The sequence below is a fragment of the Bariatricus sp. SGI.154 genome (genome assembly GCF_050313795.1).
In the GTDB taxonomy this organism is placed as follows: domain Bacteria; phylum Bacillota; class Clostridia; order Lachnospirales; family Lachnospiraceae; genus CAMBRQ01.
This window is the reverse complement of sequence record NZ_JBNPMC010000016.1, coordinates 55,048-72,279: the sequence shown is the minus strand read 5'-3', so window position 1 is coordinate 72,279 and position 17,232 is coordinate 55,048. Positions and strand designations below refer to the sequence as shown.

General features: G+C 38.0%; 18 protein-coding genes and 1 tRNA gene. 8 read left to right on the top strand and 11 right to left on the bottom strand.

The window, feature by feature from the left end; genetic code table 11:
* Positions 1-36: 36 nt before the first annotated feature.
* The 3 genes from ACQRBN_RS09205 to ACQRBN_RS09195 all read right to left on the bottom strand — a co-directional run bounded on the left by ACQRBN_RS09205 (position 37) and on the right by ACQRBN_RS09195 (position 2,067).
* Positions 37-969 (bottom strand): DUF262 domain-containing protein, encoded by a 933-nt coding sequence (locus ACQRBN_RS09205; RefSeq protein ID WP_427738671.1) that lies wholly within the window; start codon positions 967-969, stop codon positions 37-39.
* Between the two features lie 65 nt (positions 970-1,034).
* A complete protein-coding gene (gene cptIN, locus ACQRBN_RS09200; protein WP_427738670.1) occupies positions 1,035-1,508 on the bottom strand; it encodes a type III toxin-antitoxin system CptIN family toxin in 474 nt (157 codons plus the stop codon).
* Between the two features lie 379 nt (positions 1,509-1,887).
* Positions 1,888-2,067 (bottom strand): DNA-binding protein, encoded by a 180-nt coding sequence (locus ACQRBN_RS09195; protein WP_427738669.1) that lies wholly within the window; start codon positions 2,065-2,067, stop codon positions 1,888-1,890.
* A gap of 381 nt (positions 2,068-2,448) precedes the next feature.
* On the opposite strand from ACQRBN_RS09195, the gene ACQRBN_RS09190 reads away from it, so the two are divergent.
* The 7 genes from ACQRBN_RS09190 to ACQRBN_RS09160 all read left to right on the top strand — a co-directional run bounded on the left by ACQRBN_RS09190 (position 2,449) and on the right by ACQRBN_RS09160 (position 9,739).
* A complete protein-coding gene (locus ACQRBN_RS09190; protein ID WP_427738668.1) occupies positions 2,449-3,609 on the top strand; it encodes a MarR family transcriptional regulator in 1,161 nt (386 codons plus the stop codon).
* 1 nt (position 3,610) lies between these two features.
* Positions 3,611-4,141, top strand: a complete 531-nt coding sequence (locus tag ACQRBN_RS09185) for a hypothetical protein (protein ID WP_288859631.1) — start codon at positions 3,611-3,613, stop codon at positions 4,139-4,141.
* 245 nt (positions 4,142-4,386) lie between these two features.
* On the top strand, positions 4,387-4,923 hold the full coding sequence (locus tag ACQRBN_RS09180; protein WP_288859629.1) for a DUF5697 family protein: 537 nt from the start codon (positions 4,387-4,389) through the stop codon (positions 4,921-4,923).
* A complete protein-coding gene (locus ACQRBN_RS09175; protein ID WP_427738667.1) occupies positions 4,920-5,591 on the top strand; it encodes a DUF6100 family protein in 672 nt (223 codons plus the stop codon). Before ACQRBN_RS09180 ends, ACQRBN_RS09175 begins: the two co-directional genes overlap by 4 nt.
* A gap of 140 nt (positions 5,592-5,731) precedes the next feature.
* Complete coding sequence (locus tag ACQRBN_RS09170) at positions 5,732-6,838, top strand: hypothetical protein (protein WP_427738666.1); 1,107 nt, start codon at positions 5,732-5,734, stop codon at positions 6,836-6,838.
* On the top strand, positions 6,828-8,795 hold the full coding sequence (locus ACQRBN_RS09165; protein ID WP_427738665.1) for a VirD4-like conjugal transfer protein, CD1115 family: 1,968 nt from the start codon (positions 6,828-6,830) through the stop codon (positions 8,793-8,795). Before ACQRBN_RS09170 ends, ACQRBN_RS09165 begins: the two co-directional genes overlap by 11 nt.
* A 17-nt stretch (positions 8,796-8,812) precedes the next feature.
* Positions 8,813-9,739 (top strand): S1 RNA-binding domain-containing protein, encoded by a 927-nt coding sequence (locus ACQRBN_RS09160; RefSeq protein ID WP_427738664.1) that lies wholly within the window; start codon positions 8,813-8,815, stop codon positions 9,737-9,739.
* 43 nt (positions 9,740-9,782) lie between these two features.
* On the opposite strand, the gene ACQRBN_RS09155 is transcribed toward ACQRBN_RS09160, so the two are convergent.
* The 8 genes from ACQRBN_RS09155 to ACQRBN_RS09120 all read right to left on the bottom strand — a co-directional run bounded on the left by ACQRBN_RS09155 (position 9,783) and on the right by ACQRBN_RS09120 (position 16,368).
* On the bottom strand, positions 9,783-10,733 hold the full coding sequence (locus tag ACQRBN_RS09155; RefSeq protein ID WP_288859615.1) for an abortive infection family protein: 951 nt from the start codon (positions 10,731-10,733) through the stop codon (positions 9,783-9,785).
* Positions 10,734-10,775: 42 nt separating this feature from the next.
* A tRNA-OTHER gene (locus ACQRBN_RS09150) sits at positions 10,776-10,874 on the bottom strand.
* Positions 10,865-11,653, bottom strand: coding sequence for a hypothetical protein (locus ACQRBN_RS09145; protein WP_288859613.1), 789 nt, complete (start codon positions 11,651-11,653; stop codon positions 10,865-10,867). The genes ACQRBN_RS09150 and ACQRBN_RS09145 overlap by 10 nt, the downstream gene beginning before the upstream one ends.
* 818 nt (positions 11,654-12,471) lie before the next feature.
* Entirely contained in the window at positions 12,472-13,236 is a 765-nt protein-coding gene (locus tag ACQRBN_RS09140; protein WP_288859611.1) for a hypothetical protein, read from the bottom strand.
* Positions 13,237-13,255: 19 nt separating this feature from the next.
* A complete protein-coding gene (locus tag ACQRBN_RS09135; RefSeq protein ID WP_427738663.1) occupies positions 13,256-13,852 on the bottom strand; it encodes a hypothetical protein in 597 nt (198 codons plus the stop codon).
* A gap of 196 nt (positions 13,853-14,048) precedes the next feature.
* Entirely contained in the window at positions 14,049-15,017 is a 969-nt protein-coding gene (locus ACQRBN_RS09130; RefSeq protein WP_427738662.1) for a hypothetical protein, read from the bottom strand.
* 150 nt (positions 15,018-15,167) lie between these two features.
* Positions 15,168-15,893, bottom strand: coding sequence for a hypothetical protein (locus tag ACQRBN_RS09125; RefSeq protein ID WP_427738661.1), 726 nt, complete (start codon positions 15,891-15,893; stop codon positions 15,168-15,170).
* Between the two features lie 154 nt (positions 15,894-16,047).
* Entirely contained in the window at positions 16,048-16,368 is a 321-nt protein-coding gene (locus ACQRBN_RS09120) for a helix-turn-helix domain-containing protein (RefSeq protein WP_288859599.1), read from the bottom strand.
* A 476-nt stretch (positions 16,369-16,844) separates the two neighbouring features.
* On the opposite strand from ACQRBN_RS09120, the gene ACQRBN_RS09115 reads away from it, so the two are divergent.
* Positions 16,845-17,225 (top strand): fimbrial protein, encoded by a 381-nt coding sequence (locus ACQRBN_RS09115; protein WP_427738660.1) that lies wholly within the window; start codon positions 16,845-16,847, stop codon positions 17,223-17,225.
* Positions 17,226-17,232: the final 7 nt, after the last annotated feature.

Here is a 17,232-nt window from a genome sequence, read left to right as displayed (position 1 = left end):
ATTTAATAAAAAACTGTCTTGACAAAGTGGGTCACTTTAAACTTCTCTATTTTTTTCAATTTTTTCAACCGAATATGCTTCCAAACGATAAATATCTACTTTTTCAATGCCATACATTTGATGAACTAATGCAACAAAAAGAGTATAAAAATATAACTTGCTTGTAAAACATTTTACATTCCCATTAAGATAGTCATAAATCTCTTTTATTTCTAACATAACTCGATCGAATTTTATTTTAATATCTTTAAACGAAGCAAATTCCTTATCATATGTCGCATATAATTTATCAATGCTGGTTGGAGTATCAGAATCAATTCCATTAATAAAAACATTAAGGAGAATAGAAATAAACTCGACATCCTCCATTCGCGAGAACTGCTTATCATTAAATATTCTATTAGAATAGAACAACTCCCTATACTCTGCCGCTGTATTATATGCCGCAACTTTAAACTCACCCCAATAACGTGAATTTCTTAATTCTTGTCTGTTTAACACACAATTATTAGTGTTCAGTCTAGCAAACATATCATAAATTACCGGATCTTCTCTTTCACTAATTACTTCTACAAATAAATCATATTCTAATATCTGTTCCTTCGTTTCCTCATCTAAATCCTCATAGTACTTTCCACCGTATAATTCATTATGCGATTTTGAAATCGGAAATTTATTTTGAATATATTCCGTTATAGCCCTCAACCGCTGCTGTCCGTCAATAATTTCTCTATATGTTTTTTTTGTTGTCACATCTATTTTTTGTCTCATAAAGATAGGTGGAATTGGCAAACCACGGATTATTGTATCTATTAAATATGATTTTGCCTTTTCATTCCAAACACTATTTCTTTGATATTTTGGGGACAACTCCAATTCATCATTCTCATACCACTGTAATATATCATTTATTTGTACTATCTTAGGTGATTTCTTTTTCAACATCGCAACTACTCCATTTATCTTCATATTTTACCTCCGATATATTAGCTTATTATGATATTATGACTAATAAATCGGATATAATTCTTATTTCAAAGTTCCTCTTCCATTCTCTCCTGTATATACTCAATATCAGGGAAAATCAATCGTATCCCCCGCCTATACATAGCAAGAACCTCTCGCAAATTAACAGTCAGTTCCCTATTCAATTTGCTATGTATAACGACTGGCTTGCCCTCAACAGTATGCACATGATCGAAGTATTTCTTTAATATGGGAAAGGCATTTTGTATCAGAAAAGCATTATCTTTCCCGGCAAACGTCCCAATAATGATAGTATTGCATTTCCCATATCGTTTTATTTTCTTTTCTATAATAACTTTATACTTATCTACCTGTGAACTAATCGGAATCATCCAGTACAATTCCTTATTCTTATTATCTTGAATTGCAAAAAAATGGGGACGATAATTTCCATTTTCTTTATTGCTCATCAAGTATTTATCTTGTATCATATCAAAAAACTCGTCTTTGATATGATAAGAATATCCCTGTGTTACTTCCATGCTTTCTCCCTATGCAAAATCCCCACCAGAAACTGATGGGGATTCATTGACGAACTATACTACTTTTATCCCACCTGTATAGCAAGTGGCAATTATTTACGCACCGAATTATTTGTACCCCACACCATCGGCAAGTGGCAAAATTACGCATTATGCTTCTTATACCCCGTTGCATAACAAACGGCAAACATTTACTTCTATTCATAGTATAGCAAAATTATTAGAAAATGCAACAAAATTTTCTTAATCTATTACAATCCTTCTATACCATAACTGGCTTTTTAAGTTGTTATACTATGTATATTCTATTATATTCAAAAAATCTAGAAATATCATAAAGTTCAAACCATATCATAAATCATGTTATAGTCAATCGCCTCTACCGTACACCATAAAATCTTTCCTCGTAATACTTCCGACTTACCCTCCCCGCGATCGTAAGATATCCCTTTGACTCTAATTCATCATTCATTTTCCTAATCAACTTATATGCATGAGCCTTCGACACACATAAATCCTTCGCCATTTCTTCCGCTGTTATAAATCTTGATTTCTCCATTTTCAATTTCTCCTTCATTTGTTTCTTTTTATCATACTTCAGTATAGACTATAAAGAAATCCAAGATTCATCCATTGGAACCAAAAACATTTTTAAATACAGATAATATGAATAATATAAATATGACAGGCAATCTTAAAGACTACCTGTCACAGAAAATACTACGATATACATCCGTACTATTCAAACTCCAGTTTGACGGTAAGCAATATAAAGCAAAATCAACGATTTTAAGCCATTTTCAGGCAATATTGGATAGTTTGAAATAGTATGAAAAGATATCAAAAATGCAATAGAAATGCAATGAGGTACACCTGATTCACTATCAAAGAATCGTATCCGGAGGTACTTCAATACCTTTTTAGAATGTGAGGTTATTTTATGGACTATCAATTAGAATTAAAACAAATTGTGGATTTCCCACGTTGCAGAATCTACAGAGATTTTATACGATCACTTGTTGCTGACAAGAGCATCCGCACAAACGGAGGCTCTTTTCTTTTTTACTATATCGTTCTTTGCTCCTATGCCAATTACCGCTCGTCTTATCGGCGAATGGAGAATATTACCTACATGATAGGTCCCGGCGAATGGATCTGTACTCTTTCCGATCTTCAGACATGGTTTCGCTGCCGGTTCCAGCATCAGGCAGTCTCTATCCTGGATTTATTGGAGAAGCAAAATTGTATTACATACTCTCTTCTTGGAAATAAGAAAATCGTAAAATTTAAGATCACTGACTGGGCAAAGGACAATACCGTTCTGGAATACAACTGTCCCTGCAAAAAGGATGATGGATTTTTCTTTTTCCCTATTGCAAAAGTCCATGAACTTATCAGCCTGGGGAAATGCTCAGAGATGGATATGTTACTGGATATGTGGATTCATGCTATATACAATGATCCAACCGTGCAAGGCTCTTTCTCTGCGCCTGTTGTTTATTACCGAAATAATACAGGCAATCCCCTGACCAGCTTCCAGTCTCTTGGAGAACGTTGGGGACATTCAAAAACCACTATATCACGTATCTTAAAAAAATTTGAAGAGTTAAACTTCATCACTCTTGTTAGTTTCAAAGGCAAACATGGTAGCATAATCTATCTTAACTACTACCTGTCTGTAATGTTTGACATCAGTGATGTAATGATAGACAAGGAGGAAATCGCTATGAACATGCAACTGCCAATCCACGTACCTGAAATCGAAGAAGAAGTCTGCGTTTCAGAAACTGTCACGGAAGAACAAATCACCGTTCCAGAAAATGAGTCCTGCGTTCCGGTTTCTCACATGAAATTTATCATCAAAAAAGTCGCAGAACTACTGCAAACACAGGGGATTCCGTGTTGCGAATGCTCCAAAACCAGGTATATATTATCTCCTTTATCAGCCTGCATAGATACAGTTAATCAATATACACTAAATATTATCTGTCCTTACGGAAAAGCTGCATATCGGTTTGAACTGACTGTCATGCCAGAAGAAAAACCTGCCGTTAACCTGCCTGCTGAAACATATATGACTACTGCGAAAGGGGGTGAATAGAATGGCTGGAAACAAAAAACAAAGCTATGCGACTCCTGAAGAAGATCCCCGCTTCCACGACACTTACAAGTTTCTGCGAAGATACCGGGATGCCACATACAGCCTGAAGGTAGTGGTCCGGCAGTTAGAAGCGCAATTCCGTATGGAATATGGAACCAGTGTGGATGATTTTCTAGATTCCGTTTATGCTGCAGGGGTAGAATTATCCGGAACTGACATAGCAGAAAGGGCAAAAAGCATTGAGCGGAGTAACAAGATGTTGAAGCTATTAGATTCTTCCGTTGATCTTCTCCGTAACAATCATAAGCACGGAGAACAGTATTACTGGATTCTCTATTATGCATTCCTATCTCCACAGGAACTGAAAAACACGGATGAGATCCTTGAAAAGCTCGAACCGCATATCAGCAATATTTCTTACCGTACCTATTACCGGAAACGTCACGCAGCTATTGAAGCGCTGAGTACCATTCTCTGGGGTTTTACTGCGAAAGAAACCATTGAAATTTTGAATCAATTTTTTCCAGAATAGCCATCGTCACGAAAATGGCATAGTATTGGCCTGCTAATGCGATTGAAGGGAAAAAATACCCATGTTAAAATGAGTATTGCTTATAGTTTTCTTATTTACCAGCACCCTGACCGGTGCTTTTTTTGTACCCGAAAACCGTACTGACAGCAGGCCACTATCTGTACGTACACCATACGCACAGAATCCTATACGCAGGCTGTACGTATAGATATACGTACAATTACAAATACGAAGGGAGACCATCTATGAAAACACGAGAACAGATATATAAAGGCGAAGGGGCAGCCCTTCTTCGGATTCTCACTACATATCACGCCTTGCATTATGAACAGGTGCTGCAACTTTTTGATAAAAACAGAGACTCTATCAAATCTCTCATCACCAGTTTGACCAAACAGGGGCGGATTTACCATGATAAAGAACAGCATTTACTATGTGACACTGAAGAGTCTGCCAATTCACCAGATATGGGAACTATTGCTGCCTTCTGGGTTCTGCTGGATTTTAAAAAGGCACTCATCTACCATACCAGTGGTGATTTTCCCGTTAAATTACATTTCTTTTCCCATGATGAAACCTATGAAATCATTTATGTTGCTAATGGGCAGGAAGCGTTGATGAATCATGTGTTTGAAAGTATTCCTCCAAGAGAAGCATTACGAATCATCATCATTGAATCGGAAAAACAAGCGGGAAAACTTACAATTGATGGTGTGATTGCCTACTGCATGGTCACCCCTGATGGCTCTGTCAGCTACTACAAAAAGAAAGAGGTTTTATGAACGCAAATACACGAATCATATTTCAGAGATTACAGGGTGTGGAAAGCGAAATAGAAAAGCTCAGAAACACCCTTTTTGCTTTGAAAACTACAGACATTGAAAAATATGGTGCAAATTATGAAGCACTAAGCACCGATGCTGCCTTACGATCAGAACGTATCACCTGCCAGCTCAGGAATCTGGTCTATATCAATGATTTCTCTGGCAAGAACAGTTATCTAAAACTTGCTGCAGACGCACAGGGAATCGCTATTTCACAGGAACAGGAGATTTTGTCTATTACCCTTCCAGGACTTCTCCCCAAAAGAAAAGTCCGCACTAATATGGCATTTCTTCATGAGCCCTTGAATTATGCTCTGCAGGAATATGTAAAAAGCCACGACTTGGCTCTGTATAAAGACTGTGTGGTCTGCTTCAGCCAGATTTATAATCGTACTCTTTCCAGCCAAAGGGTTCGTGACTATGACAATCTGGAATTCAAGCAGATTCTGGATACGATAGCAACTTACGTTTTATTGGACGATACTGGATTGTACTGCGATTCCTATCATACAACAGAATTTGGTAATGCAGATTCGACAGTTGTCTACATCATGAAAAAATCTGCCTTTCCGGATTGGGTGAAAGCGCATAAAGAGCTATTGGAAACCATATCGGAAATTTCCTGATTTTCTTACCTAATTTTTCCGACATAGGTAAAAAGAGGATTGAAGCATTATATTTCCATGCTTTTTCTACCAACTGACAAAAGCCATTTTACCCAAGTACAGGCTAACATCGGTAATAATTGAATTGAGGTGATACTTATTTGCTAAGACCAGACACTCAGAAATTCAGGCTGCTGGAACTTATCGGAATCTGTGGGGAATTTCCTTCGGATCAACTGAATCGGCTTTTTACAAGTCCTTCTTATGCTGAAAAAATCATCACTGAACTGAAGGCTGAAAAGCTCATTCGCCCCCACTATAAGGATAAACTCAGAGGATACCGACTGACCAAACGTTCCAAGGAACTGCTCCTCGCCTACTATCCTGACCGCTTCCACTGCTATCTAAGTGGAAATACTGAGACTAATGTTATCCGAAGCGAACCGTCACGCCGCATCCGTCTTCATCAGAAGGCACAAACATACCTGACGTTGCTCCATGCCGGAATCCCATTTTATCCGGATGGAAAACCACATATTTTTTCTGTGGAACGCGAAGCTGCTTCCATCCATATGCGAAGCCTTCCTTTATTTTATTCTTCCAGAGAGATTAAAGAACTTGGGGCGGCAACAACAAAAATCAAAAATTCGCGGAGTATGGGAATCCTGATGGCATCCCATTGCATCTACGTCATCTACAATACCGGAAGTGGAGTCCTCAAGTGGGAGTATAAAACTGAAGTGCGCCTCAATGCATTTCTGCAGCATTATCTGCAGGGATATCCTTACTCCGGACATCCGAAAATTCGTGCAATTATGCTTGGTGACAATATGGAAACTGCTTTCAAACTGCTGACCAGCACTGGTGGCTACAAGCGAAGCCTCTTTATGCTGGACACATCGTTTGAACATTTCCATTATCTTCCCAACGATCTTCAGGGGGAAACATTGATGCAGCTATTAGCAAACCCGGCAATGACAAAACAGCTTAACGAATTATTGCTATCGGATATGAACGCTCGCCAGGAAGAAATACCACTGGAGCATGATGCAGTAACCAAAGATGGAAACCCTGCACTTCTTGCTTATGATTTTGACATGCAGCGAATCAATCGATTCAATACCGGACTGAATGTTTACGGCCTACACGGAAACCTGATCTGTTTTGATTTCCAGATCCCGGTTCTCAAAGAATACCTCACAGCAGACATTCAATTCTCCAGTATTGACCTTAACAAATTCAGAAGGGGGTTTTTACATGAACCGTAAATGGTGGAAGCTCATCTATCTGCTTCCAATCTGCCTCTGCACGCTCTATGCTGGCGGCTATGTGGCACAATTTATTTATAACTACCAAACCTGGAGTGCTGCCGGAAACTTTGCTGGCAATGGTACTTACCCACAGACAGCCTCCCTACATCCAAAAGCCTGCCTTATGGCATTGACACGATTTCCATATAACCTGTATGGGATTTTTTTATGCCTTCTTGCCTTTGGTCTACTAACTTTCTTAGTGATGCGGATGGGATATGACAGAAATGGCGAAATTTTTGATAAAGAGCGAAATCTAAACTACTCTACCAAAGGTACCTATGGAACTTCCGGATTCATGACTCCAGATGAGATGCACAAAGTTCTGGAACTAACTGATCATGTGAAGAAAAATAAGGGAACAATTCTTGGCAAGCTAAACGGAAAAGCGGTTTGCCTTCCTTATGAAACACGCATGAATCGAAATGTTGCAGTTTACGGTGCTAGTGGTTCCATGAAATCCAGAGCTTATGCAAGGAATATGATTTTTCAATGCGTTACTCGTGGAGAAAGCCTGATTATAACCGATCCAAAATCAGAATTATATGAAAGTATGGCAGGATATCTGGAGAACGAAGGATATACTGTGCGGTGTTTCAATCTGGTCAACCCAGAAAACTCAGATGCCTGGAACTGTCTGATGGAAATAGACGGTCAGGAAACTATGGCCCAGGTATTTTCGGATGTCATCATTCAAAATACCGGTTCTGCCAAAGGGGATCATTTCTGGGATAATGCAGAATTAAATCTTTTAAAAGCACTGGTTCTTTACGTGGAACAAGGATTTCCACCAGAGTCCAAAAATATCGGTCAGGTTTATAAATTGCTAACACTGAGTTCCGAAAAGGAACTAAATAGTCTTTTTGACCTGTTGCCTGTATCCCATCCGGCAAAAGTGCCTTACTGCATCTATAAGCAGGCAAGTGATACAGTAAGATCCGGCGTAATCATCGGTCTGGGTGCCAGGCTGCAGGTTTTTCAAAATAAACTGATCCGACAAATCACATCTTATGATGAGATCGACCTGACACTTCCGGGAAAAGAAAAATGTGCATATTTCTGCATCACTTCCGATCAGGACAGTGCCTTTGACTTCCTGTCATCCCTGTTCATGACTTTCGTATTCATCAAACTGGTACGATTTGCAGATAAGCATGGTAAAAATGGGCGTTTGCCGGTCCCAGTTCATATCCTGGCAGACGAGCTTGCCAATACAGGTGCCATTCTGGAACTGAACAAAAAGATCAGCGTCTGCCGATCAAGGGGACTAAGCATTTCCTGTATCTTTCAGAACCTGCCCCAGATGCAGAACCGTTATCCATATAACCAATGGCAGGAAATCATCGGGAATTGTGATACCCAATTATTTTTAGGGTGTACAGATGAGGTCACTGCAGAATTCATAAGTTCTCGATCCGGCGATATTACCGTAGGTGTCAGTTCTGAAGCAAAGCAACTCAATACCTGGCGGGTATCTGACTATTCTCCGGAATACAGAAAAACCCAATCCATTGGAAAACGTAAACTTTTAACCCCAGATGAAATTCTCCGTCTTCCACTGGATACCGCTCTGGTCATTCTACGCGGGCAAAAGGTTTTGAAAGTAGAAAAATATGATTATACCCTGCATCCGGATGCCAAAAAGCTTGTCACAAGAAAAGCATCGGAACATATTCCAAAATGGCGAGAAAATGGACAGACAGAAGAATATGACTACCTCCCAAAGCCACAAGCAAAATCTCAGAAACGACGTGCATATACACCATCAAAAAAGACAAAAGAATCGGTCCTCCCGATTCAGGACCCCGTCTATCAGGAACCAGATTATGATGACTTTCCAAAAGATCTATTAAAAGATGACTGGCAAAATTCGTCTGAAATGGTTCCTTTAGATAAAAATTCCATCATGTCATAAACGAAAGGAGAACATTTATGTCAAACGAAATGATTACCAACACTACTGTATTAACTCTTGATTCCGATACCGTATTGGAAACTGCCCAGTCAAAGGCGGATCTGATCTGGCATGAGATCCAGAACGCATACCGTACCAGGAAGATCCTGACTGGTATGTTCGGCGGAATTGAAAAAACGGAAACCGGCAACCTGATCGCAATTATTTACTACAAAGATTTCCGGACTGTCATTCCAGTGACAGAAATGATGATCAATCTGGTACAGGATGATGCCCATGATTACGGGGAACTGTCCCTACGCCAGAATAAGATTCTCAACAATATGCTCGGCTGTGAGATTGATTTTATTGTAAAAGGACTGGATGCGAAGACGCGCAGCATTGTAGCAAGCCGTAAAGAAGCCATGCTGAAGAAACGGCAGATTTTCTATCTGGAGAAAGATGCAAACGGTACCCCAAAGGTACACGAAGACCGTGTCGTGCAGGCAAGAGTCGTTGCAGTTGCAGAAAAAGTGGTACGTGCTGAAATCTTTGGAGTGGAAACATCCATCCTTGCCCGTGACCTTTCTTTCGACTGGCTCGGCGACGCCAGAGAACGCTTTCATGTCGGTGACCATATCCTGGTACGCATACTGGAAGTAAATGCAGAAAATCTGGCACATATCACTGTCCGGGCAGATGTAAAAAGTGTGGAAGGCAATACCAGCAAAGAAAATATGAAGAAATGTAAAGTCCAGGGCAAATATGCCGGCACTGTAGAAGACATTCACAAAGGTACCGTATTTGTCCGGCTCTCTATTGGAGTCAATGCCATTGCCCATTCCTGCTATGACAGCCGTACCGTTGGTAAGAAAGATAACGTGTCCTTTGTAGTGACTCATATAGATGAAGAAAGGAATGTGGCAGTAGGAATCATTACCCGGATTATAAAGCAAAATATATAAAAATACAGGGAGCATACCATCGATATGCTCCCTGTATTTAGCGTTAATGCTCTTTCTGTGAAATATGAGTTTCCCATAAAAACCAACAAACAGAAGCTGCTGCTCCAACTGCTAATCTTGCATGCCGACCTTCAAGTCCAGAAAAACTATTTGATTTTCCATGGCCTGAACCATACGGATTTCTCAATTCAGCCAACCCATGCGGAATAGCTGAAAGATTAGCCAAAATACGTCTAATGGTATCTTCTCCTTGAATCCCATTTGGGACATTGTCTGGCAACAAATTTAGAATCTTACAAGTTTCCTTTACAAGCTTTGGGACTTCCCAATTTTTATCAATTTCTTTCTTATGCTCTTCTAATATTGTTTTACAGCAAGATTCTACTATCTCTTTTGCTTTACCAATTGCATCTGTGGGATTACTTGATATAGATTTTTGCATTTGATCAATTTGCTGTTGTAAATAATCAGAGTCAAAAACATCTTTTAAAGCTTCCGTCTGAGCGGATATAACCGTTTCTGCTGATCCTATTACTCTCCATCCTAATACCGGTTTATTTCCAAGTCTTTTAACCTCATACAACTCATATCCTTCTGTTTTTAACAGATTAGATATTTGCCTATAAAACTCAGCTTCAGCCCAATCTTCGTCTTCAATTGAATGTCGTGCTACCGCCGGATGAAAGATTTCACATATAAACCTCAAATAAGTTTCATCATTTCCATTCATCAAGCCAAATCTTTCATCTGTAAAAACCCACTCATCTTCCCAATCTCCAAATCCAACGTGCGTTGCAATATCTCCTTTTGCCGTATGATACCTTGAGTCATATGATGGAAGTTCATCCAAATTATATAATCTTTGCAAAAATTCAATATCATCAAGACGTCCATGCCATGAGATATTTCCTGTTTCACCATATTGCATTGATACACCACATGAAAATAAATCCTTTATATCTCTTTTCGTCACTTCACTGATCTTGTTTGACAATCATTTATTCTCCTTTCTCATAAAAAATATTCTATATAATAACGGCTCGATGTGGAATCGAACCACATACTTCCCCTTCATAAATGCATTATTATAAATGCACTTATGAAGGGGGACGTCTTACCAATTGACTATCGAGCCTTAACATATTCTATCAAACGACTCATTTGACCATCTAATGAATCATCTAATTTAAATTCTGTGTTTAAGTATGAAATAATAGCTCTTGCGCATCTCTGATCGCTATATTTGCGCCACACCTTTTTTTGAGATTCAGGAACATCTTCAATAATTTTTTCATAATCATATACAATTTGATTGAATAAATATGTTGCAACTTCAACACATGAGCGTGAAAACATAACAAAATCATCAAAAGATATTTTTTCATACTCATTAGGTGCTGATAATTTTGCAAACTTAGCTTCCGTTTTAAAATTGTATTTCTGTAACTTTTTATATTCATTTACATGTGAATCAATATCACACAAATCATGCACAGCTGTGTTTCTAATCAGTCGATAATATTCACAGAGTTCAGAAATAGGTCTCAAATCATCTGGTAAATTACCTTTTAAAACATTTTTCGTAACACATGTCAACCAAGAATCTTCTTTTTGTTTTTCCTGATAGCCACCTTTTCCATATTTTTTCACTTGATTATAAGCTTCCTTCAAAAATGTTTCAAAACACAAATGGACATTGACAATATAACTTCTCGAGATAGCATTAACCATCTTATCAGCATCATAACAAGTTAATGTTATTGAATTTTTTATTGCTAATTCAACAAATTCCTCTCTCGTTTCTAATGCTTTTTGATGTTCAGTAACAAAGCATCTTTTTCCCAATTCAACGAACTGATTTATGGCACAATATTGTCCTAATATTTCCTTAAAATTATTCAATATATTTTTCATTACAATTGTCCTAATACATGAATCGAAGAACTACTCTTTAGATATTTATCAATTATCTCACATGCAGATTTTCTTCCATACCTACACTTTGCGAGAATATTCCACTCATCACTCAATTTCCCAAAATAATCCCCATTCTCTAACAATCTACATTATGTTTTATTATACTCTCTTTTTTTTACCGCTGCAATCATCCCTCTGACTTTCTCCCATTTTCCTCCAACACCGGAACATAAACTACCGTAACTTTCCGTTCCTCCTCTCCATCATAAATCTCCACGCATAAACTCTCCACATTATATGAGCTATTATTACATTACAAGGAATAGAACTCCAGTAAATAAAAATCCAACAGACATAATTCTCTTGGTTCATTCAACTGCTCATCCATTGTCATTGATATCTGACTGTGTTATACTTAGCAAGTATAATTGAACAAGGAAGAATGCGGATGCAATTTCGAAACGCCCTCTAGTTTTTAGAAAGAGGGTGATGCCCATGAACACAATGGAAGTTCTTACTTTACTATTAGTAGTTTTTGCGGCTTTGACCTACATAGATAACCGACATAATAAGAAATAGCATCCACGATAACCCTAGGAAAGTTTGATGGATGCTATGTCTTAACATAGAAATAAATTAAATTTTACTGAGGGCATCAGATCTTGCATCTGATCACCTTTCTTAAGTAAATTATACACTGGGGGATGAGAGAAATCAAGTCCCCCTTTTTTCTATTCAATCTATGGAAACTTAGGATGTAAATATACCAAATATGATTTAAAAAGGATTGCCACCAACATCAACAGCACTCTTCCTCACATGTTGGGATAAATATATACAGTTGCAAATCCTTCATGCTGTTTATTCAAATCAGCCATTATTCCATTGGGATTTCCAATTCGCCCTTCTGGATCATATACAAAACAAACAAGTCTCTCACAATCTGGATGCACTTTATATCTGTCCACATCAATAATAAGCTGATCACCTAATTCTTTATCGTCCAGCCCTCTCCGAGTCTTTTTGACTTCTATTACTATCTTTTCATTTTTCAAAAGGAAATCCACTCTTGCACATTTGCCTGCATATGAAGGAGTCCATTCCTCTGCTCTTATATCATCAAAATATAACTGTAATAAAGCATGAAGCAAATCCTGCACATCGTATTCGTCTTCAATTTCAAGCGTAGGCTTATTATTATATCTATCTCTTAGCTGTCTTGCCACTTTATAAAAACGTGAAAATATTCTTTCCAGAACACCATCCACATCAATCTCTTTTTTCTCTTCAAGAGAGATATAGCCTTTTTCCAGATAACTCTTTACATTTCCCAGTGTCTGAACGCAAATCTGAGCATTGGTGAAATCACTGTCTCTTAATTCAGAAAACGTCTTTACATACTCATGTTCTTCTGGCAAAAACATTTTTAAAAATGTCAAAGTTTTTGTGCGCCAACTATAATATATTTCTTCTTCCACAAACGTATAAACACCCATCTCTTCTGTCCACTTAGTAGACAACACCTTTTGGCCCTCTTTATTCAACTCATCAATTTCTTCTAATACCATCTGTCTATCCATCTATTTTCTCCTATAATCTCTATTCAAAATTACCAATCCGCCCATATGTCTCCATAGAGTATTTCAGAGCTAGAAAAATCGGTTCTTTGAGTTTATACACATGCGTATCATACCCATGAAGAGTAACTTCCTTACCAGTAGTATAGTCTATTGCAGTAGTGGTTTTTGGTGTTCTCTTCTCCATAGACACTACCCAATCCGATTGATACAGGCTATCATAAGAAAAATATCCACCTTTAGAAATCGGCTGATTATTTGTCTCAATAAATTTTCTCAAATCTGCCCTATCTGCTTCGCTTAGTCCATCCACCTGATCCCAGAGTATTTGCATGGCTTCTTGATTTTGCTTTTTATGATATTCCTCTGATGATTTGCTTAAATAAAGTTTCCTTTTAAAACTCCTATATGCATGTCGAAAATAATTGATTATAAGTATGTATGCTACAACACAAACAGCCAAGCCCCAATATATATTCTGCGTTCCAAATGGTAGCATATTGATCCAATCTTTAGGGGCTTTGCTGATTGTAAGAATTCCTGCTACAAACGCAAGCAACAACGTATTTCCATATTTGTCCATTAATTTGCCGATCAATGATAATATTTCCTTTACCAATTTACTTATTTCTCCTTTGTTATTTTTTCAAATTCAATAGTCTTGGTCTTTCCACCTGTTCTTCTTATCAATTCATACTATCCAACAATTTTGGTCAAATCAGCAATTTTTCTTCCGTAATCATCTCTATCCATGTTAAAACAGTAACATGATACATTACAATGTGCTTAACACCTATTTTTTCTTTTGTAATTTTTTATTTTACTTTTGCAGCAATATGACTAAGAGAAGCTGCTAATTTCTTTTCTTCTTCCTCATCTCTGCGTATCTTTTCCCACTGTCTTAAAATCATCATTATAAAGCTTTGCATCACTGGGAAAAACTCTATACAATCTTCTTCACTTAACTCATGAATTCCTTTACTAATAATTCCGTAGAATACAGGATTATTTGCTAATGATTTTGGAAGATACTCTGCCAGCATCTTTATTTTTTCATCCACATGAGCCTTGCCAAACTCTTCTTCCTTTATTTTTCCCTCCTCTATTGCCTTTCGACTAGCAGTTACAATGATACGCTCAAAAATTCTTCTAAGATATACAAAAGAACCTACTCCAATTCCAGAAGCAAATAATCCGATGGCCCTTTTAAGCTCCTTTTCATCTTCCTTAGTCATAACCTTCCTATACTCTTTCAATTCAGGGAATGACAAATCTGCAACAGAAGGATATTGACCAATTTTTTTCATCTTATTTCCATATGTAAGAACAATATAGTCCAAATGATGTGTATTATCCATTGCACAAAAAAACTTAAATACCATTAATCGAGTGTCATTCTCTATAGAATTATTGGTCCATGTCCAAGGTGCTTCTGGATCACCTACAAAACGAGTTCCATCCATATTTTGAATTTCTTGCCATGATACGATTTCTTCTTCTAAAGAACGTCCTTTTATTTCTTGATTATGTTCATCATACCAATAATACGGAATCATCTCACAAGAAAACACTCTGCTTTCTCCACATTTAGGGCAATAAATGTCAATTTTTACATGTCCCCCTACCAAGTCAGCTAATTCAAAAATATTATCCTTTGTAATCTCTATTTCATCGTACAAGCCTTTATTTACAAGAAAATCCCCAAATACATTATCTATGCTTTTTATTTCTCTTGGTGACCGTTCATTAAACACATTTCTAACCATATGTATTGTTTTTGTCATTTTTTCATCTCCCATCCAATCATTTTGAAATACTAAAATCAACCTATGCTATCGTGTATATTTCAGCAAACAAACCGGAATTTAACTAATCTACAAATTATAATCGTCTAACTCTTTTTCTATTATACTCTCCCTATACAAATCCTACAATCACTCTCCTGATTTCTCCCCGTTCTTCTCCAACTCCGGAGCATAAACTGCTGTAACCTTCAGTTCCTCTTCCCTGCTGTCATCGACCTCGACATAATAATCTCCCACATAATATGAGCTATAATTACCTTGCAGGGAATACAGCTCCAGTGTATTAAAATCCACAAGACACAAATCTCTTGGTTTCCACGGTTCATCCTCTGGTCCATAAGTCTCCATCACTGCTATTAATTTATCCAGACAGTCCTGACAAAGATGTTTCCGGATAAATTTCACATCCAGTATACTGTTCTCACCGTAACTTACAGTTACATCTGAGATTCCCCTATCAGAATTCGGGCTTGCATGAAAAAAGCATCCTCCCTCCCCGGTTCCAGTAAATGTCGTATTAATATGCCCTTGTGGACCTGTCAGATTCCCTGCATCATCATGATTCCGTATCTTCATATCCAATACATACCAGTTATTCACACAGATGATTCCAAGATCATCATATTTACGAAACAGCCCCATCAGACTGCGGTTATCATAACCACACAAGTAACATTTGTCCGGATCCTTCAACTTACTCTTTACCGATTCCGGTTTTTTCCACTCACAGACCACAGATTCTTCCTGTACCTCATTCTTATTATTTTGCCTATAACCTTCTACTCCTTTTCCAACTCCAATGCCTGCCATCAGACTTACTATGGATACTGTGATAATTATTCCAATTTTCTTCATACTGCCTCCGCACTTTAGAATTAGTAGATTAACTCTATTAGCGTTAGTATAACAGATATGAAAATGTATTTCATCATATAGCACATGAATTCCAAATATTCACGCACTATATTGCATCTTCCGGATCTTCAAAAAGTCCACGCCCATACGCACACTATTTCCCCGCCTCTTCAATCATCACTTCCAAAACACGAAGAATCTTGTTTTTCTCCTTTGCTGGCAAGTGTTTCATCTTTTCTTCCAATTGCGTACATCTCGTTTTTGTGCCTACTTCCAGCACATCCATCAGGATTTCGTCTGCTGATACATTCAACGCATTAATAATCCTTACAAATGTATCCAGCCTTGGCGTCTTCACATCCCGCTCTATGGCACTTAAATAATTACAACTCAAATCAACCATCTCTGCCAGCTGTTCCTGCTTTAGTCCGGCAGCTTCCCTGCTCTTTTGAATCCTTTTCCCTATTCCTTGCATATTATCTTCTCCTAATCATACTAATTCTTACGGCGTTACAATCGTACTTTTAGTATATTTGCCAAGGATTTTTCTATACAGTATCTGGTAGAGTTGCACCAACTCTAATGGTGTTGAATCAATGCACTTTTGATGTCATGGCACAGTTATGGCTCTTCCACGACCTAAACTGGCACAGTTCTGCGATTTACATGTAAATATACACATGCTAAAATTGGTATTGTCAAAATTATATGCAGGAATTGCGCAGCGGTACCGGAGTCATTGCCTCTCCCTTTTGGTACTGGCTGCGTTTTTTCTTGCAGGAGGTGAATCGGCTTTACAATTTTATACTGTATTTGCATCAGGCAGCCTGTATTGACCGGGCTGCTTTTTTGCTGCCGGATAAACTGGCATGAGGCACTAAAAAACTATAAGCATCGGGGCAGGATGGATATTCCATACTGCCCTTTTCATATGAAGGAGGTTTAACTTACGTGAGAAAACATACAGTCAAAGAAAACCCGCCGAATGAAAAGCGTCGTCCTGACTACATGCGGATTATTTACACAGCATCCCTGCTGTTCACGCTTCTGGCATGCAATATCCAGCCGGTCTTGGCAGCTAACATGTGGGACAAAGCAAATGAAATCATGAAAGATGTCTACAACCAGATTATCCTGATTTCTACCATAGCTGCTGTTGTAACAGCATCTGTGGCTCTTTTAATGATGAACTTTTCCAAATCAGGAAAAACCGTGGACGAATCCCGTGCATGGCTCAAGCGTATCGTCATCACCTGGGCAATCTTAAACGGTCTTGGCTTCATCATGGCTTACATCACACCGTTCTTTGCCGGAGGTAAATGGAATGGCTAATCCAGGA